At 66.7% G+C, this 17961-nt stretch carries 16 protein-coding genes and 1 tRNA gene; 8 read left to right on the top strand and 9 right to left on the bottom strand.

The genetic code is table 11. The features are described from left to right. Positions 1 to 30: 30 nt before the first annotated feature. The 3 genes from ACWGRX_RS02095 (at position 31) to rimO (ending at position 2836) form a co-directional block, all read left to right on the top strand. The gene (locus ACWGRX_RS02095) at positions 31 to 468 is read left to right on the top strand and encodes an OsmC family protein (protein WP_291645422.1); all 438 of its coding nucleotides are present in this window, start codon (positions 31 to 33) and stop codon (positions 466 to 468) included. Continuing rightward, complete coding sequence (locus ACWGRX_RS02090) at positions 465 to 1328, top strand: sulfurtransferase (RefSeq protein WP_452116226.1); 864 nt, start codon at positions 465 to 467, stop codon at positions 1326 to 1328. Before ACWGRX_RS02095 ends, ACWGRX_RS02090 begins: the two co-directional genes overlap by 4 nt. A 188-nt stretch (positions 1329 to 1516) precedes the next feature. Next, positions 1517 to 2836 (top strand): 30S ribosomal protein S12 methylthiotransferase RimO, encoded by a 1320-nt coding sequence (gene rimO, locus ACWGRX_RS02085; RefSeq protein WP_452116225.1) that lies wholly within the window; start codon positions 1517 to 1519, stop codon positions 2834 to 2836. 25 nt (positions 2837 to 2861) lie between these two features. Here the strand turns inward: rimO and ACWGRX_RS02080 are convergent, their stop codons facing one another. The 3 genes from ACWGRX_RS02080 to ACWGRX_RS02070 all read right to left on the bottom strand — a co-directional run bounded on the left by ACWGRX_RS02080 (position 2862) and on the right by ACWGRX_RS02070 (position 5470). Beyond that, on the bottom strand, positions 2862 to 3074 hold the full coding sequence (locus ACWGRX_RS02080) for a hypothetical protein (protein WP_291641000.1): 213 nt from the start codon (positions 3072 to 3074) through the stop codon (positions 2862 to 2864). A gap of 114 nt (positions 3075 to 3188) precedes the next feature. Further along, positions 3189 to 4304, bottom strand: a complete 1116-nt coding sequence (locus ACWGRX_RS02075; RefSeq protein WP_452116224.1) for a hypothetical protein — start codon at positions 4302 to 4304, stop codon at positions 3189 to 3191. Positions 4305 to 4495: 191 nt separating this feature from the next. Then, positions 4496 to 5470: a quinone oxidoreductase family protein gene (locus ACWGRX_RS02070; protein WP_452116223.1), complete on the bottom strand. Its 975-nt coding sequence runs from the start codon at positions 5468 to 5470 to the stop codon at positions 4496 to 4498. Positions 5471 to 5618: 148 nt separating this feature from the next. Here ACWGRX_RS02070 and ACWGRX_RS02065 point away from each other — a divergent pair, with 148 nt between their 5' ends. Beyond that, complete coding sequence (locus ACWGRX_RS02065) at positions 5619 to 7283, top strand: SulP family inorganic anion transporter (protein ID WP_452116222.1); 1665 nt, start codon at positions 5619 to 5621, stop codon at positions 7281 to 7283. A gap of 69 nt (positions 7284 to 7352) precedes the next feature. Then, the gene (locus ACWGRX_RS02060; RefSeq protein ID WP_452116221.1) at positions 7353 to 8516 is read left to right on the top strand and encodes an FAD-dependent monooxygenase; all 1164 of its coding nucleotides are present in this window, start codon (positions 7353 to 7355) and stop codon (positions 8514 to 8516) included. 15 nt (positions 8517 to 8531) lie between these two features. Here ACWGRX_RS02060 and ACWGRX_RS02055 read toward each other — a convergent pair whose 3' ends face one another. The 3 genes from ACWGRX_RS02055 to ACWGRX_RS02045 form a co-directional block, all read right to left on the bottom strand. After that, on the bottom strand, positions 8532 to 9671 hold the full coding sequence (locus tag ACWGRX_RS02055) for a CaiB/BaiF CoA transferase family protein (protein ID WP_452116220.1): 1140 nt from the start codon (positions 9669 to 9671) through the stop codon (positions 8532 to 8534). Beyond that, entirely contained in the window at positions 9668 to 10639 is a 972-nt protein-coding gene (locus ACWGRX_RS02050; protein WP_452116219.1) for an AEC family transporter, read from the bottom strand. The genes ACWGRX_RS02055 and ACWGRX_RS02050 overlap by 4 nt, the downstream gene beginning before the upstream one ends. A gap of 189 nt (positions 10640 to 10828) precedes the next feature. Next, positions 10829 to 11563 carry a Crp/Fnr family transcriptional regulator gene (locus ACWGRX_RS02045; protein ID WP_452116218.1) on the bottom strand — a complete coding sequence of 245 codons (735 nt, stop codon included), beginning with the start codon at positions 11561 to 11563 and terminating at the stop codon, positions 10829 to 10831. Positions 11564 to 11754: 191 nt separating this feature from the next. Between ACWGRX_RS02045 and ACWGRX_RS02040 the strand changes: the two genes are divergently transcribed. Together ACWGRX_RS02040 and ACWGRX_RS02035 are read left to right on the top strand one after the other, a co-directional pair. Beyond that, the gene (locus ACWGRX_RS02040; protein WP_452116217.1) at positions 11755 to 13170 is read left to right on the top strand and encodes a protoglobin domain-containing protein; all 1416 of its coding nucleotides are present in this window, start codon (positions 11755 to 11757) and stop codon (positions 13168 to 13170) included. 134 nt (positions 13171 to 13304) lie between these two features. Continuing rightward, positions 13305 to 14909 (top strand): methyl-accepting chemotaxis protein, encoded by a 1605-nt coding sequence (locus tag ACWGRX_RS02035; RefSeq protein WP_452116216.1) that lies wholly within the window; start codon positions 13305 to 13307, stop codon positions 14907 to 14909. A 90-nt stretch (positions 14910 to 14999) separates the two neighbouring features. Here the strand turns inward: ACWGRX_RS02035 and ACWGRX_RS02030 are convergent, their stop codons facing one another. Continuing rightward, positions 15000 to 16016, bottom strand: coding sequence for an ornithine cyclodeaminase (locus tag ACWGRX_RS02030; RefSeq protein WP_452116215.1), 1017 nt, complete (start codon positions 16014 to 16016; stop codon positions 15000 to 15002). Between the two features lie 128 nt (positions 16017 to 16144). On the opposite strand from ACWGRX_RS02030, the gene ACWGRX_RS02025 reads away from it, so the two are divergent. Continuing rightward, positions 16145 to 16570, top strand: a complete 426-nt coding sequence (locus tag ACWGRX_RS02025) for an Lrp/AsnC family transcriptional regulator (protein ID WP_452116214.1) — start codon at positions 16145 to 16147, stop codon at positions 16568 to 16570. 133 nt (positions 16571 to 16703) lie between these two features. Here ACWGRX_RS02025 and ACWGRX_RS02020 read toward each other — a convergent pair whose 3' ends face one another. Continuing rightward, positions 16704 to 17621 carry a DMT family transporter gene (locus ACWGRX_RS02020; RefSeq protein ID WP_452116213.1) on the bottom strand — a complete coding sequence of 306 codons (918 nt, stop codon included), beginning with the start codon at positions 17619 to 17621 and terminating at the stop codon, positions 16704 to 16706. Positions 17622 to 17846: 225 nt separating this feature from the next. After that, positions 17847 to 17921: transfer RNA gene (locus tag ACWGRX_RS02015), tRNA-Glu, on the bottom strand. Between the last annotated feature and the right edge of the window lie 40 nt (positions 17922 to 17961).

Here is a 17961-nt window from a genome sequence, read left to right as displayed (position 1 = left end):
CGATAGCGAAACAGGCCGAAGGAGATGGCGATGAAAGCGCGCGCGAAATGGGTCGAGGGCATGGCCTTCATGGGCGAGGCCGGCAGCGGTCACGCCGTGGTCATGGACGGCGCCCCCGAATATGGCGGCCGCAATATCGGCATCCGGCCGATGGAGATGCTGCTGATCGGGCTCGCCGGCTGCACCGGTTTCGACGTGGTGCAGATCCTCAAGAAGGGCCGCGAGAACGTCACCGGCTGCGAGGTCGAGGTCGAGGCGCAGCGCGCGGCGGAAGATCCCAAGGTCTTCACCAGGATCCATATCTCCTATCGGATCAGCGGGCGCGGCCTCTCCCCGGCCAAGGCCGAGCGTGCCGTCGCATTGTCGAAGGAAAAATACTGCTCGGCTTCGATCATGCTCGGCGCGACCGCGGAAATGAGCGCCTCGCTCGAGGTTATCGACGAGTTGAAGCAGGTGGCAGCCGAATGAGCGATTTCCCCGTATCCGGACTGGTTTCGCCCGAGATCCTGCACGCCTCTCTCGGCCGGAGCGACCTCGTCATCCTCGACATCCGCAGCACGGCCGAAGGCGGCCGGGCAGCGTTCGAGGCCGGCCACATCCCCGGAGCGGTGCACAGCGACTATGCCGCCGATGGCTGGCGCGCCAGGATCGGCAATGCGCCCGGCATGCTGCCGCCGCTCGACCATCTCGCCGCCCTCGCCGGCAGCCTCGGCATCCGGCCGGAAAGCCGGGTTGTGATCGTGCCGGCCGGCCTCGCGGCCACCGATCTCGCTGCGGCGGCACGCGTCTACTGGACGCTGAAGCTGATCGGCCATGGCCAGCAGGCGATTCTCGATGGCGGCTTCAAGGGCTGGCAGGCCGACCCGGGGCGCCCCGCCGCGACCGGTCCGTCGCAGCCCAGGCCGGCCGCGCCTTATCCCGTGGTCGTGAAGCAGGAACTGCGCAGCACGGCGGATGCTACCTTCGTCGCCGCGCGCGGCAAGCTCGCGACTTTGGTCGATGCGCGTGCCGCCAGTTATTTCGACGGTCGCGAAAAGGCGGCCGAGGCGACGCGCGCCGGCCATATCCCGGGCGCCGTCTCGCGCGACTATGCGGCGGCCTTCGATACGGTCACCGGCAAGCTCAGGCCGCGGGACGATCTCGGCGCGCTCTATGGATCCGTGCCCGGCGGTCCGGCGATCTCCTATTGCAACACCGGCCACACGGCGGCTCTGAACTGGTTTGTGCTCTCCGAGGTGCTCGGTCGCGACGAGGTCTCGCTCTATGACGGCTCGATGACCGACTGGACCCAGGATCCCGAGCGGCCGGTCGCAACCGCGGCCGGCTAAGGCGTTTGGGGCGAGGCCGACATCATTCACGTGGCTTTCGGCATGATGATGATCATCCCGAAGGCCATTTCGAAACCCGCCTGCGCTCATCCGGCATTTGCAAATTCGTCGAAAAAGGATCAAAGGAAGCGCCAATGCGCCGGCCCTGCCGCGCCTTTCCCTTTTCCTGACATCGAGTCCAGCCGCCGATGAATGCCGTCGCGCCGAAAATCTCCTTCGTCTCGCTGGGCTGCCCGAAGGCCCTTGTCGACTCCGAGCGCATCATCACCTCGCTGCGCTCCGAGGGCTACGAGCTCAGCAAGAGCCATGCGGGCGCCGACCTCGTCATCGTCAACACCTGCGGGTTCCTCGACAGCGCCAAGCAGGAATCGCTCGAGGCGATCGGCTCGGCCATGGCCGAGAACGGCAAGGTGATCGTCACCGGCTGCATGGGCGCCGAGCCCGAGCAGATCCGCGGCGCCTTCCCGAACGTGCTCGCGATCACCGGCCCGCAAGCCTATGAGAGCGTCGTCTCGGCCGTCCATCAGGCGGTGCCGCCGAAGCACGACCCCTTCGTCGACCTGGTCCCCGAACAGGGCATCAAACTGACGCCGCGCCACTACGCGTATTTAAAGATTTCAGAAGGTTGCAATAACCGCTGCAGCTTCTGCATCATCCCGAATCTGCGCGGCGACCTCGTCTCGCGGCCGATCGGCGAGGTGCTCCGCGAGGCCGAGAAGCTGGTCAAGGCCGGGGTCAAGGAACTGCTGGTGATCTCGCAGGACACCAGCGCCTATGGGCTCGACATCAAATACGCACCCTCGATGTGGAAGGACCGCGAGATCCGCACCCGTTTCTTCGAGCTGGCGCGCGAGCTCGGCCAGATGGGCATCTGGGTGCGCCTGCACTATGTCTACCCCTATCCGCATGTCGACGAGGTCATCCCGCTGATGGCGGAAGGGCACGTTCTGCCCTATCTCGACATCCCCTTCCAGCACGCTTCGCCGAGCGTGCTGAAGGCGATGCGTCGGCCGGCCCATCACGAGAAGACGCTGGAGCGCATCGGCAAATGGCGGGAAATCTGCCCCGATCTCGCCATTCGCTCGACCTTCATCGTCGGCTTCCCCGGCGAGACCGAGGAGGATGTGGATTTCCTGCTCGACTGGCTGAAGGAAGCGAAGCTCGAGCGCGTCGGCTGCTTCAAATACGAGCCGGTGAAGGGCGCCAAGGCCAATGATCTCGGCCTGCCCGCCATCGCCGAGGAGGAGAAGGAAGCGCGCTGGCACCGCTTCATGAAGACACAGGCGCTGGTCAGCGCCCGCCTTGCCAAGACCAGGGTCGGCAAGCGCATTCCGGTGATCATCGACGAGGCCGGCCCGACGGTCGCCAAGGGCCGCTCGAAATGGGATGCGCCGGAGATCGACGGCAATGTCTATGTCGCGAGCCGGCGGCCGCTGCGGCCGGGCGACATCGTCACGGTCAAGGTCGAGCGCGCCGACGCCTATGACCTTCACGGGGTTGCGGTCTGAGGGAACCTCTCCTCGCTTCCTCTGATCAGGCGAAGCTCGCGCTGACGATGCGCGGCATGCGGCGGATCTCGGCGACACGCCCGACACGCATCCGCGAGGGCTTCTCGAGCCGGGCCTGGCCCTCTTCGAGCTGCAGCGCGACGTTGATGGTCGGCCGGCTGGTCAGCTGGCCGAAGAGAACGGTCGCGACGATCAGGAAGGAGAGGCTGAAGCCTGCAAGGCGCAGGAAGCGGTACATGACGTAAGGTCCGGGAAGTGATTTGCTTCCCGGTCATTGCCGTCGGCAGAAGCGCTTTCGATTCTCGCTTTCGCCTGCTTTCGCTTTTTTCTCTTAGGGCGGCTTCGCGCCGGCTCATGCTGCGGCAGGCAGGGCCGGCTGCCAGCGAAGGACCGAGGCCCCTTGCCGTCTCCCTCGCTCCCGCCTGCGGCGACGGCCGAGGCGGCCGAGCCACCAGCCGAAGCGCTGTGCCGCCATTGCGAGCGCCAGCGCATAGCCGATCAGGGCCAGCATCCAGCTCGCGGCGCTGAGGCTGAGCGTTCCGAGTACCAGGGCCGAACGGCCGAGCACCTTCAGTGTCGCCCGCAAGGTCGAGGGTTTCGCCGCTCCCAGCCGGGCCGCCTTGCCGATATCGCCGGCATCGTCGGCTATGGCGAGCACCTGACGCAGGCCGCGCTGGCCGGTACGGGCATAGAGGACACCGGCATCCTGGCCAAGCGCCGTGAAGCGTGCCAGCGCTGCCGGGCGGACGATACCGCCGGCCGCGACTTTCGCCGCGGCAAGGTCGAGCCGCGCGGCGGCGCCGAAGCTGGCTGCGAGGGCCGGCCTGTCGAGCGCGCCTGCGGCGGCACGGCCGAGACTGGCGGTGAGGGCCGGCGACAGCAGCTTCGCCTTGCCGGCGGCCTTGACGGCGCTCAGGCCACCGCGGGCCGGCAGGCCGCCACCAAGGCTCACCCAGGTGGCGGCGCTGACGGCGAGCCCGACGGCCGAGAGTGCAAGAACGGTTTCGTCCGCGCCCTCCCCGCCGAGCAGCTTGCGTCCTTCGAGGGCAAGATCGCGCAGATCGCCAAAGCCGCTGACATCGCTCGCCAACGCTCCGGCGAAGGCGGCGTCGCTATCGCGCGCTCCGGCGAGGAAACCATGTCCGAAATCGGAAGCGGTGCGCAGCCAGGCACCGTCGCGCAGCGCCTGGAGTCGCCGGAGCTGCTCGGGCGCCACCGCTATGCCGCGTTCGGCTGCGAGTGAGATGAAGCTGTCCGCGAGCTCGGCGTCGCCGGCATCGATCGCTGCGTCGATCCCCGTTGCAACGCGCGCCGCATCGAGGGTCTCGCCGAGGCGCAGCTGCGACAGAGCGACCGGGTCATCGGCGGCCATGTGAAGCTCCCACAGCCGCAAGGCCGGTGGTGCGACGAGCGCCCCAGCACCGGCGAGCCCGATCGCCAGCAGCAGCGCCAGCCCCAACCTGTTCATCCCGAAACCCGCTCGCAGCCCGCTCCAGCCGGAAAGCGCTTCCGGCAGGACCGTTCCTAGACGGCAATTCGGGCGGAATAGCGCTCCGGATGCTGCGGTGACTGGAGCATTCTGCGCTTCGTTGAAACGCATGACTGCTCCAGTTCGCATTTTCTCCAGACGAACCGGCGCCCACTCCGCTCGAAAATGCGCTACGGAATGATCACCGTCGAGCCGGTGGTGCCGCGGCTTTCGAGGGCGCGATGGGCCGCAGCCGCCTCGGCCAGCGGGAAGCGGGCATTGATCGCCACCGTGACCTTGCCGGAGCTCACCGCGCCGAACAGGTTCTTCGCCATCTCGACCATGGTCTCGCGCTTGGCGGTATGCGTGTTGAGCGTCGGCCGGGTCACGTAGACCGAGCCCTTGCTCGCCAGGATGCCGAGATTGACGCCGTCGACCGCGCCCGAGGCATTGCCGAAGCTCGTCAGCAGGCCGAACGGCTTCAGCGAGTCGAGCGAGGCGATGAAGGTGTCCTTGCCGACGCCGTCATAGACCACATCGCAGCCCTGGCCGCCGGTGATCTCCTTGACGCGCGCCGCGACGTCCTCCTCGCCGTAGAGGATGACATGATCGGCGCCGTGGGCCCTGGCGAGATCGGCCTTCTCCTTCGAGCCGGCGGTGCCGATCACCGTGGCGCCCAGCGCCTTGCCCCATTGGCAGAGGATGGTGCCGGTGCCACCGGCCGCAGCGTGGACGAGGATCGTGTCGCCCGGCTTCACCTTGTAGGTCCGGTGCAGCAGGTACTCGGCCGTCAGGCCCTTCAGCATCATGCTGGCGGCTGCTTCATAGGACACCGCATCGGGCAGGGCGACGGCCGCAGCGGCGGGGACGATCCGCTCTTCGGCATAGGCGCCGAGGCCGGCGACGCAGGCGATACGGTCGCCCGGCTTGAACTCGGTGACGCCCTCGCCGACTGCGAGGACATCGCCGGCCGACTCGTTGCCGGGTGTGAACGGGAGCTGCGGCGCCGGATAGAGGCCGGTCCGGAAATAGGTGTCGATGAAGTTGAGGCCGATGGCGCGGTTGCGGATCAGCAGTTGACCGGGCCCGGGCGCCGGCAGCGCGATGTCTTCGAGCTGGAGCACGTCCGGTCCGCCGGTCTTGTGCACGCGAATGGCCTTCACCATGGCAATCTCTCCTCGAGGCAGGTGCGCGACCATAGGGACTTGCATCCGGGCGGCGCAACGGCTGGACTGCGCATGGGGATCAGCGTCCGGCGCGAGTCGCGTACCGGAGCGCGGTCGGGCTGGTGGGATCGCAGCGCAGGAACAAGACATGAACGAGCCAGGGGCGCGCCTTGGCAGCGACACGGCTTCGCATGGAACCTTCGCTCCCAAGCTCTTCACCGTATTGCGGGAGGGCTACGGCCCAGCCCGATTGCGGGCCGACGCGCTTGCCGGATTGACGGTTGCCATTGTCGCCCTGCCCCTTTCCATGGCGATCGCCATCGCCAGCGGCGCAACCCCAGCGGCCGGCCTCTTCACCGCCATCATCGGCGGCTTCCTGGTTTCGGCCCTCGGCGGCAGCCGCCACCAGATCGGCGGCCCGGCCGGCGCCTTCATCGTCCTGATCGCCGCGACCATCGACCAGCATGGCTTCGACGGGCTGGTGCTGGCGACGCTGCTCGCCGGGGCCATTCTCATCGCCATCGGGCTGCTCAGGCTCGGCACCTATATCAAATACATTCCGCACCCGGTCCTGGTCGGCTTCACTGCCGGCATTGCCATCATCATCTTCGCCAGCCAGATCCGTGACCTCTTCGGGCTGACCCTGCCGGGCAAGGAGCCGGCGGCACTGCTGCCGAAGCTGGAGGCGCTCTGGGAGGCGCTCGCCACCATCAACCCCGCGGCCGTCGCGCTTTCGGCGCTGACCATCGGCGTCATCCTCGGCCTGCGCCGGTGGCGGCCGGGCTGGCCGGGGCTCTTGATTGCAGTCGCGCTCGCCGCCGCGCTGGTCTTCCTGCTGAAGCTGCCGGTCGAGACCATCGGCAGCCGCTTCGGCGGCATTCCGAACTCGCTGCCGGCCCCGCATCTGCCGGCCTTCAGCCTCGACAAGCTGGTCGCGGTCCTGCCGGCAGCGGTCTCGATCGCGATCCTCGGCGGCATCGAATCGCTGCTCTCGGCCGTGGTCGCCGACGGCATGACCGGTCGGCGGCACCGCTCCAACACCGAACTGGTGGCGCAGGGGGCCGCCAATATCGGCGCCTCCCTGTTCGGCGGCATTTGCGTGACCGGGACCATCGCGCGCACGGCGACCAATGTCCGGGCCGGCGGGCAGACGCCGGTCGCGGGCATGCTGCACGCCTTGTTCGTGCTGCTCTTCATGCTGGTCGCGGCGCCGCTCGCCTCCTACATCCCACTGGCCGCGCTGGCAGGGGTGCTCGCCGTCGTCGCCTGGAACATGGCGGAGAAGGCGGCCTTCATCGCCATCCTCAGGCATTCCCGCGCCGATTCGGTGGTGCTGCTCGCGACCTTCCTGCTGGTGATCTTCGAGGATCTGATGGTTGGCATCGGGGTCGGCGTCGTGCTTGGCTCGCTGATCTTCATGCACCGCATGGCCAATGTCGTGACCGTCGAGGCCGGCATGGACCCGGCCCTGGTCGACGACGATGATATGTCCGAGCCCGCCGAAGTGGATGTGCTCCGCAACGGCAATGGCGATAGCTTCCGCTATCGCATTTCCGGCCCGCTCTTCTTCGGAGCCAGCATGAGTGTCGCGACCGTGCTCGATCGGACCGGGCCCTTCCCGGCTCGTATCGTGCTCGACCTCTCGGACGTCCCCTTTGCCGATTCCAGCGCCGCCGTCGCGCTGCGGGCGATGATCGACAAGGCGATCCGCCATGACGCCAAGGTCGAGATCCTCGGAGCGACGGCGCCGGTGCGCCGCGTGCTCGGCCATGAAGGCATCGACGATAGGCTGGTGAGGTTTCGTGATGTCTGAGCTGCGGCAAGGGCGCGCTCGCCAGCGCCGCCGACATGAGCTAGCCAAGACGGCATGACGGAACAAAGCATGCAGGATTGCCAGATCGCCATCGTCGGCGCCGGCGCCGTCGGGCTCGCCGCGGCGCTCGCCCTCGCCGCCACTGGCCGGGAGAGTGTACTGTTTGGCGCCGCGACCGCCCCGCGCGACGGTCGCACTGTCGCCCTGCTCGACGGCTCCTGGCGCCTGCTCGGCGAACTCGGCCTCGGCAAGGCACTGGAGCGCATCGCCGCCCCACTCGAGATCATGCGCCTGGTCGACGATACCGGCAGCCTGTTCCGTCAGCCGCCGGTCGAGTTCAAGGCCGCCGAGCTCGGGCTTCCGGCCTTCGGCTGGAATGTCGAGAACGCCGCCCTGGTCGAGACGCTCGCCGCGCGCGCCGCGCAGGAACCGGCGATCCGCATGGTGCCCTTTCCGGTCGAGGAGATCGAGCTCGGGCCGGACGCGGTGCGGCTCTCCGGCGCCGGCTTCGAGCCGCTGCATGCGGCGCTCGTGGTCGGTGCCGATGGCCGTAATTCGCGGGTTCGCGCCGCCGCTGGCATCGAGACGCGCGACTGGACTTATCCGCAGGTCGCGCTGACCGCGATTCTCGGCCATCGCCGCGAGCATGGCGACGCCTCGACCGAGTTCCACACCCGCGCCGGGCCGTGCACGCTGGTGCCGCTGCCGGGCCGCCGTTCCTCGCTTGTCTGGATGCTGGCGCCGCGCGAGGCCGACGAGGTCGCCGCGCTCGACGATGCCGGCTTCGCCCGCGCGGTCGAGCGCCAGACCCATTCGATCGTCGGCGCGATGACCGTCGAGGGCCGGCGCGGGCGCGTGCCGATGGGCGGCCTTTCCGTCGAGCGCTTCGCCACGGACCGCGCCGCACTGATCGGCGAGGCCGCCCATGTCTTCCCGCCGATCGGTGCGCAGGGGCTCAATCTCGGCCTGCGCGACGTCGCCGCGCTGCGCGACTCCCTGATCGAGGCCGAGGACCCCGGCGCGGAAGGGCCGCTGGCGCGCTACGATCTTTCGCGCCAGACCGACGTCCGGTTGCGCACCGGTGCGGTCGACGCCCTCAACCGGACCCTGCTGACCGATCTCTTGCCCGCCGACCTCCTGCGCGGCGCCGGCCTGCTCGCGCTGTCGCGCTTCGGGCCGCTGCGCCGGCTCGTGATGCGCCAGGGCCTCGCGGGTGGCACCGCCGCAGGCTGAGCGCGCGCCTCAGGCTTAGAGCGTCTCGTCGCCGACGGCCGGAACCTTGCGCAGCGCCGGCGCCGCATCACGGAAGACCGGCGCCAGCGGCAGCGGCGTCGAGACGATCCGGCGCCCGCCCGGCTCCTCGACCTGCCGGTCGAGCAGACCGCGGGCGGTGAGCTGCGGATCGGCCAGCGCCTCCTCGAGCGTCCGTACCACGGTGCAGCAGCAGTCGAGCGGTTCGAGCAGCCCGCGCCAGTGCGCGGCCGGCTGCGCGCCGATCAGGGCCGCGACGGCGGCGCGCGTTGCTTCCTCCTGTCGGCGATCGTCGCGCAGGGCCTCGTCGAGGCCGATCGCCGCGCTGAAGATCGCCCAGAACTTCTCTTCCAGCGCCCCGACGGCGAGGAACCAGCTATCGGCGGTGGCATAGAGCCCGTAGCGCGGGCTGCCGCCGGTCAAAAGCCCCTCGCCACCCTGCGGATAGCGCCCGCTCGCCTGGCCCTGCGCCAGCCCGTACCAGGCGAAGGTCGGCATCGCGTCGGTCATGGCGATGTCGAGATGACAGCCCTGCCCCGAAAGGTCGCGCTCGCGCAGCGCCAGCAGGATGTTGAGTACGGCCGGCATCGCACCGCCGGCGATGTCGGCGACCAGCGTCGGCGGCAGCGGCGCGGGCTCGCCGCGCTTCAGGGACTGGCCAAGCAGCCCACCGATCGCCTGGTAGTTGATGTCGTGCCCTGCTTCGAGCGCGCGGGGTCCTTCCTGCCCGTAGCCGCTAATCGAGCAATAGATCAGCCGCGGGTTGATCGCGCGCATGGCTTCGTACCCGAAACCCAGCCGTTCCATCACGCCGGGCCGGAACTGCTCGATCAGGATGTCGGCCTTCTCGATCAGCGGGCGCAGGCGTTCCACCGCGTCGGGAGCCTTCAGGTCGATGGCGAGGCTGGTCTTGCCGCGATTGAGTGCCGCGAACGGCGCCGAGGTCTCGCCGAGCCGTGGTGGGAAGCGGCGCATATCCTCGCCCTCCGGTCGCTCGATCCTGATGATCCTTGCCCCCGCCTCGGCCAGGAACAGGCTGGCGAGCGGTCCCGGCAGCAGCGTCGAGAAATCGAGGACGAGGAGATCGGAAAGCGGCTGCATCGTCGGGCCCTTGGCGAGGCCCGGAGGGGCGCTCAATGGAAGAGGTCGGCCGGCATCCTGCCTGTCTTCACCAGCCACAGGAAGCCCGTCAGCGTCACGGTGGAGACGATGGTGCCGACGAGGATGCAGGCCGAGGCGCGCTCGACGCCGACGCGGTACTGCGTCGAGATCACGAAGATGTTCAGCGCCGGCGGCAGCGCGGCCATGATCACTGCCGCATAGATCCAGGCGTCGGAGAAATTGCCCATCGCCGAGAGCAGCACCCAGACCAGCAAGGGGTGCAGCACCAGCTTGATGAAGACCAGCGCCGGCAATTCGCCGGGCATGCGCTTCATCGGCCGCAGCGCGACGGTGACGCCGAGCAGGAAGAGCGCGCAGGGCGCCGCCGCCTGCGACAGCCAGAGCGTCATCTTGTCGATCGCGGTCGGCAGCTCGAGCTTGGTGAAAGCCGCGAGCACGCCGGCGACGGTCGCGAGGTTGAAGGGGTGCGTTGCGACCTTCCAGGCAACGTCGCCGGCCGTCGCCGCGAGGCTGCGCTTCTCGACGCCGGCGACAGCCATCAGGAACGGGATCAGCGAAAACAGCAGGAGGTTGTCGAAGACGAAGATCAGGACGACCGGGGCGCTCGCGACCGGGCCCAGCGCCGCCAGGATCAGGGGCGGTCCCATATAGCCGATATTCGAATAGGAGCCGGCGACGCCCTGCATCACCGCCTGGGGCATGTTTCCCCGCGTATACTTGTAGCCGAGCCCGAAGGAGAGCGTGAAGGCAAGGAAGGTCGCCGTGGTCGTCGCCAGGACGAAGCCCCAATTCGTCAGATCGCTCAGCGGCTTGTCGGCGATCAGCCGGTAGAACAGGCAGGGCAGCGCCACATAGATCAGGAAGAACTGCATCCATGCGAGCCCCTCCTCCGGCAGCTGCTTGTAGCGGCCGACGGCGAAGCCGAGCACGATCAGCCCGAAGAAGGGCGCGACCAGATTGAAGAGATTGGCGAGATCGGCCATGCGGTCGCGGTACTCGGTGGAGGTTGTCCACCTGGCGCCTTCCCGAAAAGGCTCGAACCACGCGGTACGGCTTTATAGGATGCGGGGCGGCGGATGAGAACCTGCTGTTCCATGCGCTGTCAGCATGACGAGCCCGATCGGTGGCAGAGGCCCGGTGCGTCGTGCCGAAGCACCCTGAATTCGCGCGCCCTATCTTAGGAAGCGCTCGACAGGCTTCGCGTTGATTTCGAAGGCCTTGCGGACCCGGCCATAGCATTCGCAGGCATGGCCCTGAAGCCGGCCGCTGTCGAGAACGGTCAGATCGCCTCGCGAATAGGCGATCGCGCCGTTCTCCATCAGCTTCGAACAGACCTGATTGACGGTTGCGCGGCGCAGCCCGAGCGCTTGCGAGATCGCCGCCTGGGTGAGCTGGAAACTGTCGCCTACGACCCGATCATGCGCATGAGCGAGCCAGCGCGCGATGCGCTCCTCGGCACTGTGCAGGCTGTTGCAGGCGACGGTCTCGAGCAGCTGGATGATCAGGCTCTTGGCGTAGCGCAGCATGGCGTCGCGAACGCAGGGGAAGCCGGCGATCGCCTCGTCCAGATCCTCGATCGATAGCCAGGAGCCATAGCCGGATACGGCGACCGTCGACTGGCTGATCGCCTCGCCTCCCCCCATGATCAAGGCGATGCCGATGAAGCCCTCATAGCCGATCGAGGCTTTCTCGACGCTGCGTCCGTCGCGCATCTCGGCCCTGAGCGAAATTACGCCCTCATGCGGGAAGATCGCGTGCGTGAACGGTTCGTTCTCCTGGTAGAGCGCCTGGCCCGGCGATAGTCGCCGCGTGATCAGCCTCGGCGCGAGGAACGCCCGCGCTTCGGGCCGAACCGAAAGCAGGATCTGGTTTCGAACCTCGAAATCGCCCCTCAACTCTTGCGTCAAGCATTCCCCCGGACATTGCGTTGGGCCGCGGTGGACAATTTTCTGTTAACCTTACGTAATGTACGATATGGTACTCAATAAGAACGGAATCGTTCGCATCGATCTCGACTCCATTGGTGCGAGGCGATCAGCCGCGGGGGAGCCATCATTCCATGAGTCTGGCTGGACCTGAAGGGGTGGGAGCGGCGTCCGTGGCAGGTTCCGGGAGCGCGCATCCTTCACCGGGAGAGCGGCCCACCTTTGGCCGGGGCGGCTCCGGCGATCGCGCGAGCGGCGACGACATTGCCGAAAGGCTCAGCTTCGCCGGGATCGATGACGAGGTGCGCCGCGCGCTGCGCGAGATCCGGCCGATCGTGGCTGCGGAACTGCCCGGGGTGCTCGACGCATTTTACCGGCATATTCGCGCATTTCCCGATGTCGCGCGACTGTTTCCAAACGATTCCGTGATTGAACGGGCCCGCCAGATGCAGCTTTCGCACTGGGATCTGATCACCGAGGCAAGCTTCGATGGTCAATATGCCAGCTCGGTCCGGCGCATCGGCGAGGTGCATTGCCGGCTCGGCCTCGAGCCGCATTGGTATATCGGCGGCTATAATTTCATCATTGCGGGATTGACCGCCCGTATCGGTCAGGCGAAGGCCGCATGGCGGATCGGGCGGGAGCCCCGCATGCGCCGGGCGGCGATCGCGCTCAATCGTGCTGCCCTGCTGGACATGGACCTGGCGATCTCGGTCTATCTCGAGGCCGGGCGCCGCAATCGTCGCGAGACGCTCGAAAGGCTGGCGGGCAGTTTCGAACAGGTGGTCGCCACCGTCGTTCGCTCGGTCACCATCGCCGCGAACGATCTGAAGGCATCGGCGGGGTCGCTCGCGGCCTCGGCGAGCGAGACCCTTTACAGGGCAAGCGACGCCACAGAATCCTCGATGGAGGCGACGAAGGCCATCGAAACGGTCGCTTTTTCGACCGACCAACTGGCAGCGTCCCTCAGCGAGTTCGGCGAACAGATCGCAGCTTCCGGTCTGGTGTCCACACGCGCCGTCACGGAAGCCGAACAGATCAGCCTGCAAGTGGGCGCATTGACCGGCTCTGTCGACAGGATCGACGGCATCGTCGAGGCGATCCGCGAAATCGCAGGCAAGACCAGGCTGCTGGCGATGAATGCGAGCATCGAGGCAGCCCGGGCGGGTGAAACGGGCCGAGGCTTCTCGGTGGTTGCCGGGGAGGTCAAGCTGCTGGCCGCCCAAACCGCTCAGGCGACAGCCGAGATCGGCTCACAGATCGGGGCCATCCGCGACTTCACCCAGTATGTCGCGCTCGCCACCGACGCGATCAGGCAGACCATTCGGGAAATGAACGAGATCGGAGCGGCGATCGCGCATGCGGTCTCTGGTCAGGAGCACGCCACCGAGCGAACGGCCTGCAATCTCCGACAGGCCTGGCAGAGCTCCGCCGAAGTGGCGAACGGCATCGTGGGGGTGGCCCGGCGCGCTTCGGAGTCGAGCGAGGCGTCCGCCCACGCCCTCGCCGCTTCGACCGAATTGGTGCGGCAGGCGGAGAAGCTCTCCTCCGAAGCCGAAAGCTTCCTGGCGACAGTGCGAGCCGCCTGACCGCCACGCCGCCGCCGGAGAGCATTTTCCGGCGGAAGCGAGATCGATCAGCCGCGCGATTTTTCTCCCAGCCTACCGGACCAGCCTGGCCTGCCCGCGATTTCAGCCATCACTCAACCCATCGGGATAGTCACATGTCGTCGTCGAACGCCCTATCCGAACGTCTTCGATTCATGAAGCTGGGCAAGACTGCCCTGGACAATCTGCAGAGTGCCAAGCCGATCGTCATGGGCGCGCTGCCGCAAGCACTCGACGATTTCTACGAGCAGGTCCGGGCGTTTCCGGAAACAAGGGCTTTCTTTTCGGGGGAGGCTCAGATCGCCGGTGCCAAGGGCAAGCAGATCGCCCATTGGGAGATGATCTCGGGTGGGCGGTTCGATGAGGACTATCTCAGCGCCGTCTCGATCGTCGGCCAGGTCCATGCCCGGATCGGGCTTGCTCCGCGATGGTATATCGGCGGCTACGGCCTCGTCCTCGAATCTCTGATCGGCAAGCTCATCGAGGCGCGCTGGCCTCGGGGCGAAGGTGAAAGTGCCGCATCGAGCGTCCTGGGAAAGGCCTTTCGCGGCCGCCAGGTCAAGAGCGGCGCCGCGGCCAGCGCGCAATCGGTCGCCGCGGAAGTGAGCGCCGTCGCCAAGGCAACGCTGCTCGACATGGATTTTGCGATCTCGCTTTATCTGGAGGCCGCCGAGGCTGCTCGGCTCACAGCCGAACGGGAGGTGCTTGAAAAGGAGCGCACGGCGGTCGTCAATTCGGTGGGGCAGGCCATGGCCGCCATCGCCCGGGGCGACCTGACCTATCGCATGCCCGATGATCTGCCGGGCGAGTACGGCCAGCTCCGAGACGATTTCAATGCGGCCGTCGCCACCTTGCAGGATACGATGCGGACCATCCTGTCGACGACGCGGGACATTCGTTCCAGCGTCGGGGAGGTTTCGCAAGCATCGCAGAATCTGGCCGAGCGGGCCGAGGAACAGGCGGCCTCGCTGGAGGAAAGCGCCGCGACGACCGAGGAGCTTGCCGCCTCGGTCAAGAGCAACGCGGAAACCTCGCGCAACGCCGAGCAGGCCGCGCGTGAGGCGATGCTGGTCGCCGAAGAGGGCGGCGCCATCGTCCGTCAGGCGGTCGAGGCGATGACGGGGATCGACGATGCCTCGAAGAAGATCGCCGAGATCACCTCGCTGATCGACGGCATCGCCTTCCAGACCAATCTGTTGGCGCTCAATGCCGCCGTCGAGGCGGCGCGAGCCGGCGATGCAGGCCGCGGCTTCGCTGTGGTGGCCTCGGAAGTCCGCACGCTCGCCCAACGCTCCGGAGAAGCCTCGAAGGGGATCAATACGCTGATCGGCGCCTCGAATGCCGAGGTCGCGCGCGGGGTCACCCTGGTGCGCTCCGCCGGCTCCGCGCTGGAGAGGATCGTTGCCGCCTCGCAGCAGGTGGCGTCGGCCGTCTCGGGCATTTCGGCCGGCTCGTCGGAACAGGCAAATGGCATCGAGGAGATGAGCCAGACCCTGGCGATGATGGATGCGACGACACAGCAGAACGCCGCCCTGGCCGAGGAAAGCGCGGCGTCCGCAGCGGCCCTTTCAAACCAGGTTCAGGCCCTGGATCGGCTGATCGCGACGTTCAGGGTAGACCTGTCGGCGGCCCGTGGCCCGCGGTCGATGCCGCTTGCCTCGGAAGTGCTCTCCGAAGCGCCTCTCCGTTCGGTCGCGTTCGCCGGCAAGGGGGCCGCATGACATCGGCCGCGGCCGCGCCGTTTGCGCTATCCCGATCCGCGAAGCGCGGCCCGGCCTTGTCCGGTCCGCGGCGATGCAAGACCATCGGCCTCAGGCGGCGGCGAGCAGCCCGAACAGGTTGCGCGGATCTTCCGGCTCGGTCAGCAGGTCGATCTCGTCATAAAAATCCGTGCCCTCGATCAGATCGCTGAGATAGCGCAGCGCCGAAAAATCCTCGGTGGCGAAGCCGACGGAATCGAAGACCGTGATCTGGTCGGGGGTGCGGCGCCCTTCCGTCTCGCCCACAATCACCCGCCAGAGCTCGGTCACCGGGAAATCGGGCGGCATCTGCTGGATCTCGCCCTCGATCCTCGTCTGCTCGGGAAGTTCGACGAAGACGTCTGCACGCAGCAGGATTTCGCGCTGCAACTCGGTCTTGCCGGGGCAGTCACCACCGACCGCGTTGATGTGGACGCCGGCTCCGACCATGTTGTCGGAGAGGATCGTCGCCTTCAGCTTGTCGGCGGTGACTGTCGTGATGATGTCGGCGCCGAGGACCGCCTCCTGCGCGCTCGCCGCCACCTCGATCTCGAAACCCTGGCTGGCGAGATTGGCGAGGAATTTCTCGGTCGCCGTCGAATCGATGTCGAAGACGCGCAGGCGCCTGATGCCGTTCAGCGCCTTGAAGGCGAGCGCCTGGAACTCCGATTGTGAGCCGAGCCCGATGATCGCCATCACCGCGGCATCCTTGCGCGCGAGATAACGGGCCGCGACGGCCGAGGTCGCCGCCGTCCGAAGGGCCGTGGTGATCGTCATCTCGGAGAGCAGGCGCGGATAGCCGGTGCCGACATCCGCCAGCACGCCGAAGGCCGTCACGGTCTGCAGGCCGGACTGCGTGTTCTTCGGGTGGCCGTTGACATATTTGAAGCCGTAGAGCGCGCCGTCGCTGGTCGGCATCAGCTCGATCACGCCGTCACGGGAATGGCTGGCGACGCGCGGCGCCTTCTCGAACTCGGCCCAGCGCCGGAAGTCCTGTTCGATATAGTCCGCGAGCCCGGTCAGATAGGCCTCGACCCCGACGGCCCTGACCAGCCGGACCATGTTGTCGACGCCCACATACCGCATCATCGCGCACCCTCCTCCGTTGTCTCGTTCCCTCCATTTTACGGCAAAGCAATTTGCACTAAGAACAGCGAACAAGTGCACTAAGACGCAGAAACAGGAACAGTCTGCCAATCAGGTTTGAGCATTTTGCCATGCATGTTTTTGACGATCTGGATCATCGACTGATCTCCGCCCTGCGCGAGGATGGCCGCGCACCGATCTCGAAGCTCGCCACGATCCTCGGGGTATCGCGCGCGACCGTGCAAAGCCGGCTCGACCGCCTGATCGAATCGGGGGCCGTCCTCGGCTTCACCGTCCGGTTCCGGCAGGATTCAGACGACAAGGCGATCCGGGCGATCATGATGATCGAGGTTACCGGCCGTTCGACGACCGCGGTGATCCGGCAGCTACGCGGCTTCCCCGAATTGCATTCCCTGCACACCACCAATGGCGGCTGGGATCTGATCGCCGAGATTCGGGCCGACAGCCTGAGCGATTTCGACCGTGTCCTGCGCGAGGTCCGCACCATCGACGGCGTCCTCAACAGCGAAACCAGCATCCTGCTGAGTTCGGTCTGATCGACATGCTCGCCCGGCAACAGAAGCGACGCCGTAGTCGGACGCCCTCGGGACAGCCAGAAGGACGAGCCGGCGAAGAGTGAAGTGACTTCACGTCTGGAGCCTCAGGCGATGATGGCTCTCCGGGGCCCGGTCAGTTTACGGTCTTCTGCTTTCGCCGTGTTGCGACAGTGAGTGTCAATCCGATCAGCACGAGGGCGACGCCTATGAGGAAAAGCGGCCCCAATGCGTCCCCGAACATCACCGCCGCAGCCGCTACGCCAACGATTGGCTGCAGGTACTGAATGCTTGCCGCGATGCGTGCAGGAACCGTCCGTAGCAAATGAAGCCAGAGGAAGAGCCCGGCCACGGTCACCATGACACCGAGATAGACAGCCGAGGCGATGCCGACAGAGGTCACCTCGAATGAAACCCGCGACATCTCCCAAACAGTCCACGGCAGCACCGCCATGAAGCCGAACAGGGTGCTCCAAGCCGCCACGACAACGGTCCCGTGCCGTTCCGAGAGTTCGACGCTCCACACATAATAGAACGCAATCGTCAACGCGGAGAGCAGCACGAGAGCCGCGCCCGTCAAACTTGTCTGCGATGCAGTGGAAGTCGCGTCGCCGCGTCCCCAGGCGACCAAGGCGATTCCTACGAAGGCCGCGGCAATGCCGAGGGCCTGGATACTCGACACCGACTGCTTCAGCCTCATCGCCGCGAAAATGACGACGAAAGCGGGAATCGCCGCAGAAATCGTCGTTGCCACCGAGGCCGAGGTTCCAACGACACCGAAGGTTTGAGCAACCTGTCCAATCCCAATGCCAAGGATGCCAAGCGCTGCAACCTTGGGAAACGCCCTGAGTGGTAGACGCTGCTTTCCAAGGACGAGGAGGAACATCAACGGCACGGCGATCAGGAAGCGCAATCCCGTCAAGGTCAAAGGGGGCAGCGTAAGAAGGCCGAGCTTCGTGATGGGAATCGAAAGCCCCCACATGACAGCAAGGAATAGCGCCGCCGTAAGGTTTCGGAAGGATGCGCCGGTAGGGGAAGCAGCTGGTGCGCTCATGGGGGCAGGCGGGAGACGGAATCTGGGCCGAAGCCTTAATTCAGCTTCTTGCGCGGGACAATCGGAACGCCGCGGCGCTCAGCGGCTGCTTATGCCATGCACCATGGCCGCTTCCGCGCCGGGGCTTAGCGGTCTTTCATCATCGCAGCATCGTGGGGGATGCCCTCGATCTTCCGTTCTTAATCTTCGTGGAATTTCAGATGCTCACGGCCACCCAGAAAAAGGTGGCGCGACCTACGGGAGTCGAACCCGTCTCCCCAGCGTGAAAGGCTGGTGTCCTAACCGATAGACGAAGGTCGCGAGCTTCTGCCGCGAGGCGGCGTTGCTGCGAAGCGGGGCG

Source organism: Allobosea sp. NPDC055594, assembly GCF_053618995.1.
Note: the sequence above shows the minus strand (reverse complement) of the source record. Positions and strands in the feature narration are given on the sequence as shown.

What these genes read in the sequence shown, in the direction of transcription:
- ACWGRX_RS02095 (WP_291645422.1), top strand. Translation starts at nt 31, where the DNA reads ATGAAAGCGCGCGCGAAATGGGTCGAGGGCATGGCCTTCATGGGCGAG.
- ACWGRX_RS02090 (WP_452116226.1), top strand. Translation starts at nt 465, where the DNA reads ATGAGCGATTTCCCCGTATCCGGACTGGTTTCGCCCGAGATCCTGCAC.
- rimO (WP_452116225.1), top strand. Translation starts at nt 1,517, where the DNA reads ATGAATGCCGTCGCGCCGAAAATCTCCTTCGTCTCGCTGGGCTGCCCG.
- ACWGRX_RS02080 (WP_291641000.1), bottom strand. Translation starts at nt 3,074, where the DNA reads ATGTACCGCTTCCTGCGCCTTGCAGGCTTCAGCCTCTCCTTCCTGATC.
- ACWGRX_RS02075 (WP_452116224.1), bottom strand. Translation starts at nt 4,304, where the DNA reads ATGAACAGGTTGGGGCTGGCGCTGCTGCTGGCGATCGGGCTCGCCGGT.
- ACWGRX_RS02070 (WP_452116223.1), bottom strand. Translation starts at nt 5,470, where the DNA reads ATGGTGAAGGCCATTCGCGTGCACAAGACCGGCGGACCGGACGTGCTC.
- ACWGRX_RS02065 (WP_452116222.1), top strand. Translation starts at nt 5,619, where the DNA reads ATGAACGAGCCAGGGGCGCGCCTTGGCAGCGACACGGCTTCGCATGGA.
- ACWGRX_RS02060 (WP_452116221.1), top strand. Translation starts at nt 7,353, where the DNA reads ATGCAGGATTGCCAGATCGCCATCGTCGGCGCCGGCGCCGTCGGGCTC.
- ACWGRX_RS02050 (WP_452116219.1), bottom strand. Translation starts at nt 10,639, where the DNA reads ATGGCCGATCTCGCCAATCTCTTCAATCTGGTCGCGCCCTTCTTCGGG.
- ACWGRX_RS02035 (WP_452116216.1), top strand. Translation starts at nt 13,305, where the DNA reads ATGTCGTCGTCGAACGCCCTATCCGAACGTCTTCGATTCATGAAGCTG.
- ACWGRX_RS02030 (WP_452116215.1), bottom strand. Translation starts at nt 16,016, where the DNA reads ATGATGCGGTATGTGGGCGTCGACAACATGGTCCGGCTGGTCAGGGCC.
- ACWGRX_RS02025 (WP_452116214.1), top strand. Translation starts at nt 16,145, where the DNA reads ATGCATGTTTTTGACGATCTGGATCATCGACTGATCTCCGCCCTGCGC.
- ACWGRX_RS02020 (WP_452116213.1), bottom strand. Translation starts at nt 17,621, where the DNA reads ATGAGCGCACCAGCTGCTTCCCCTACCGGCGCATCCTTCCGAAACCTT.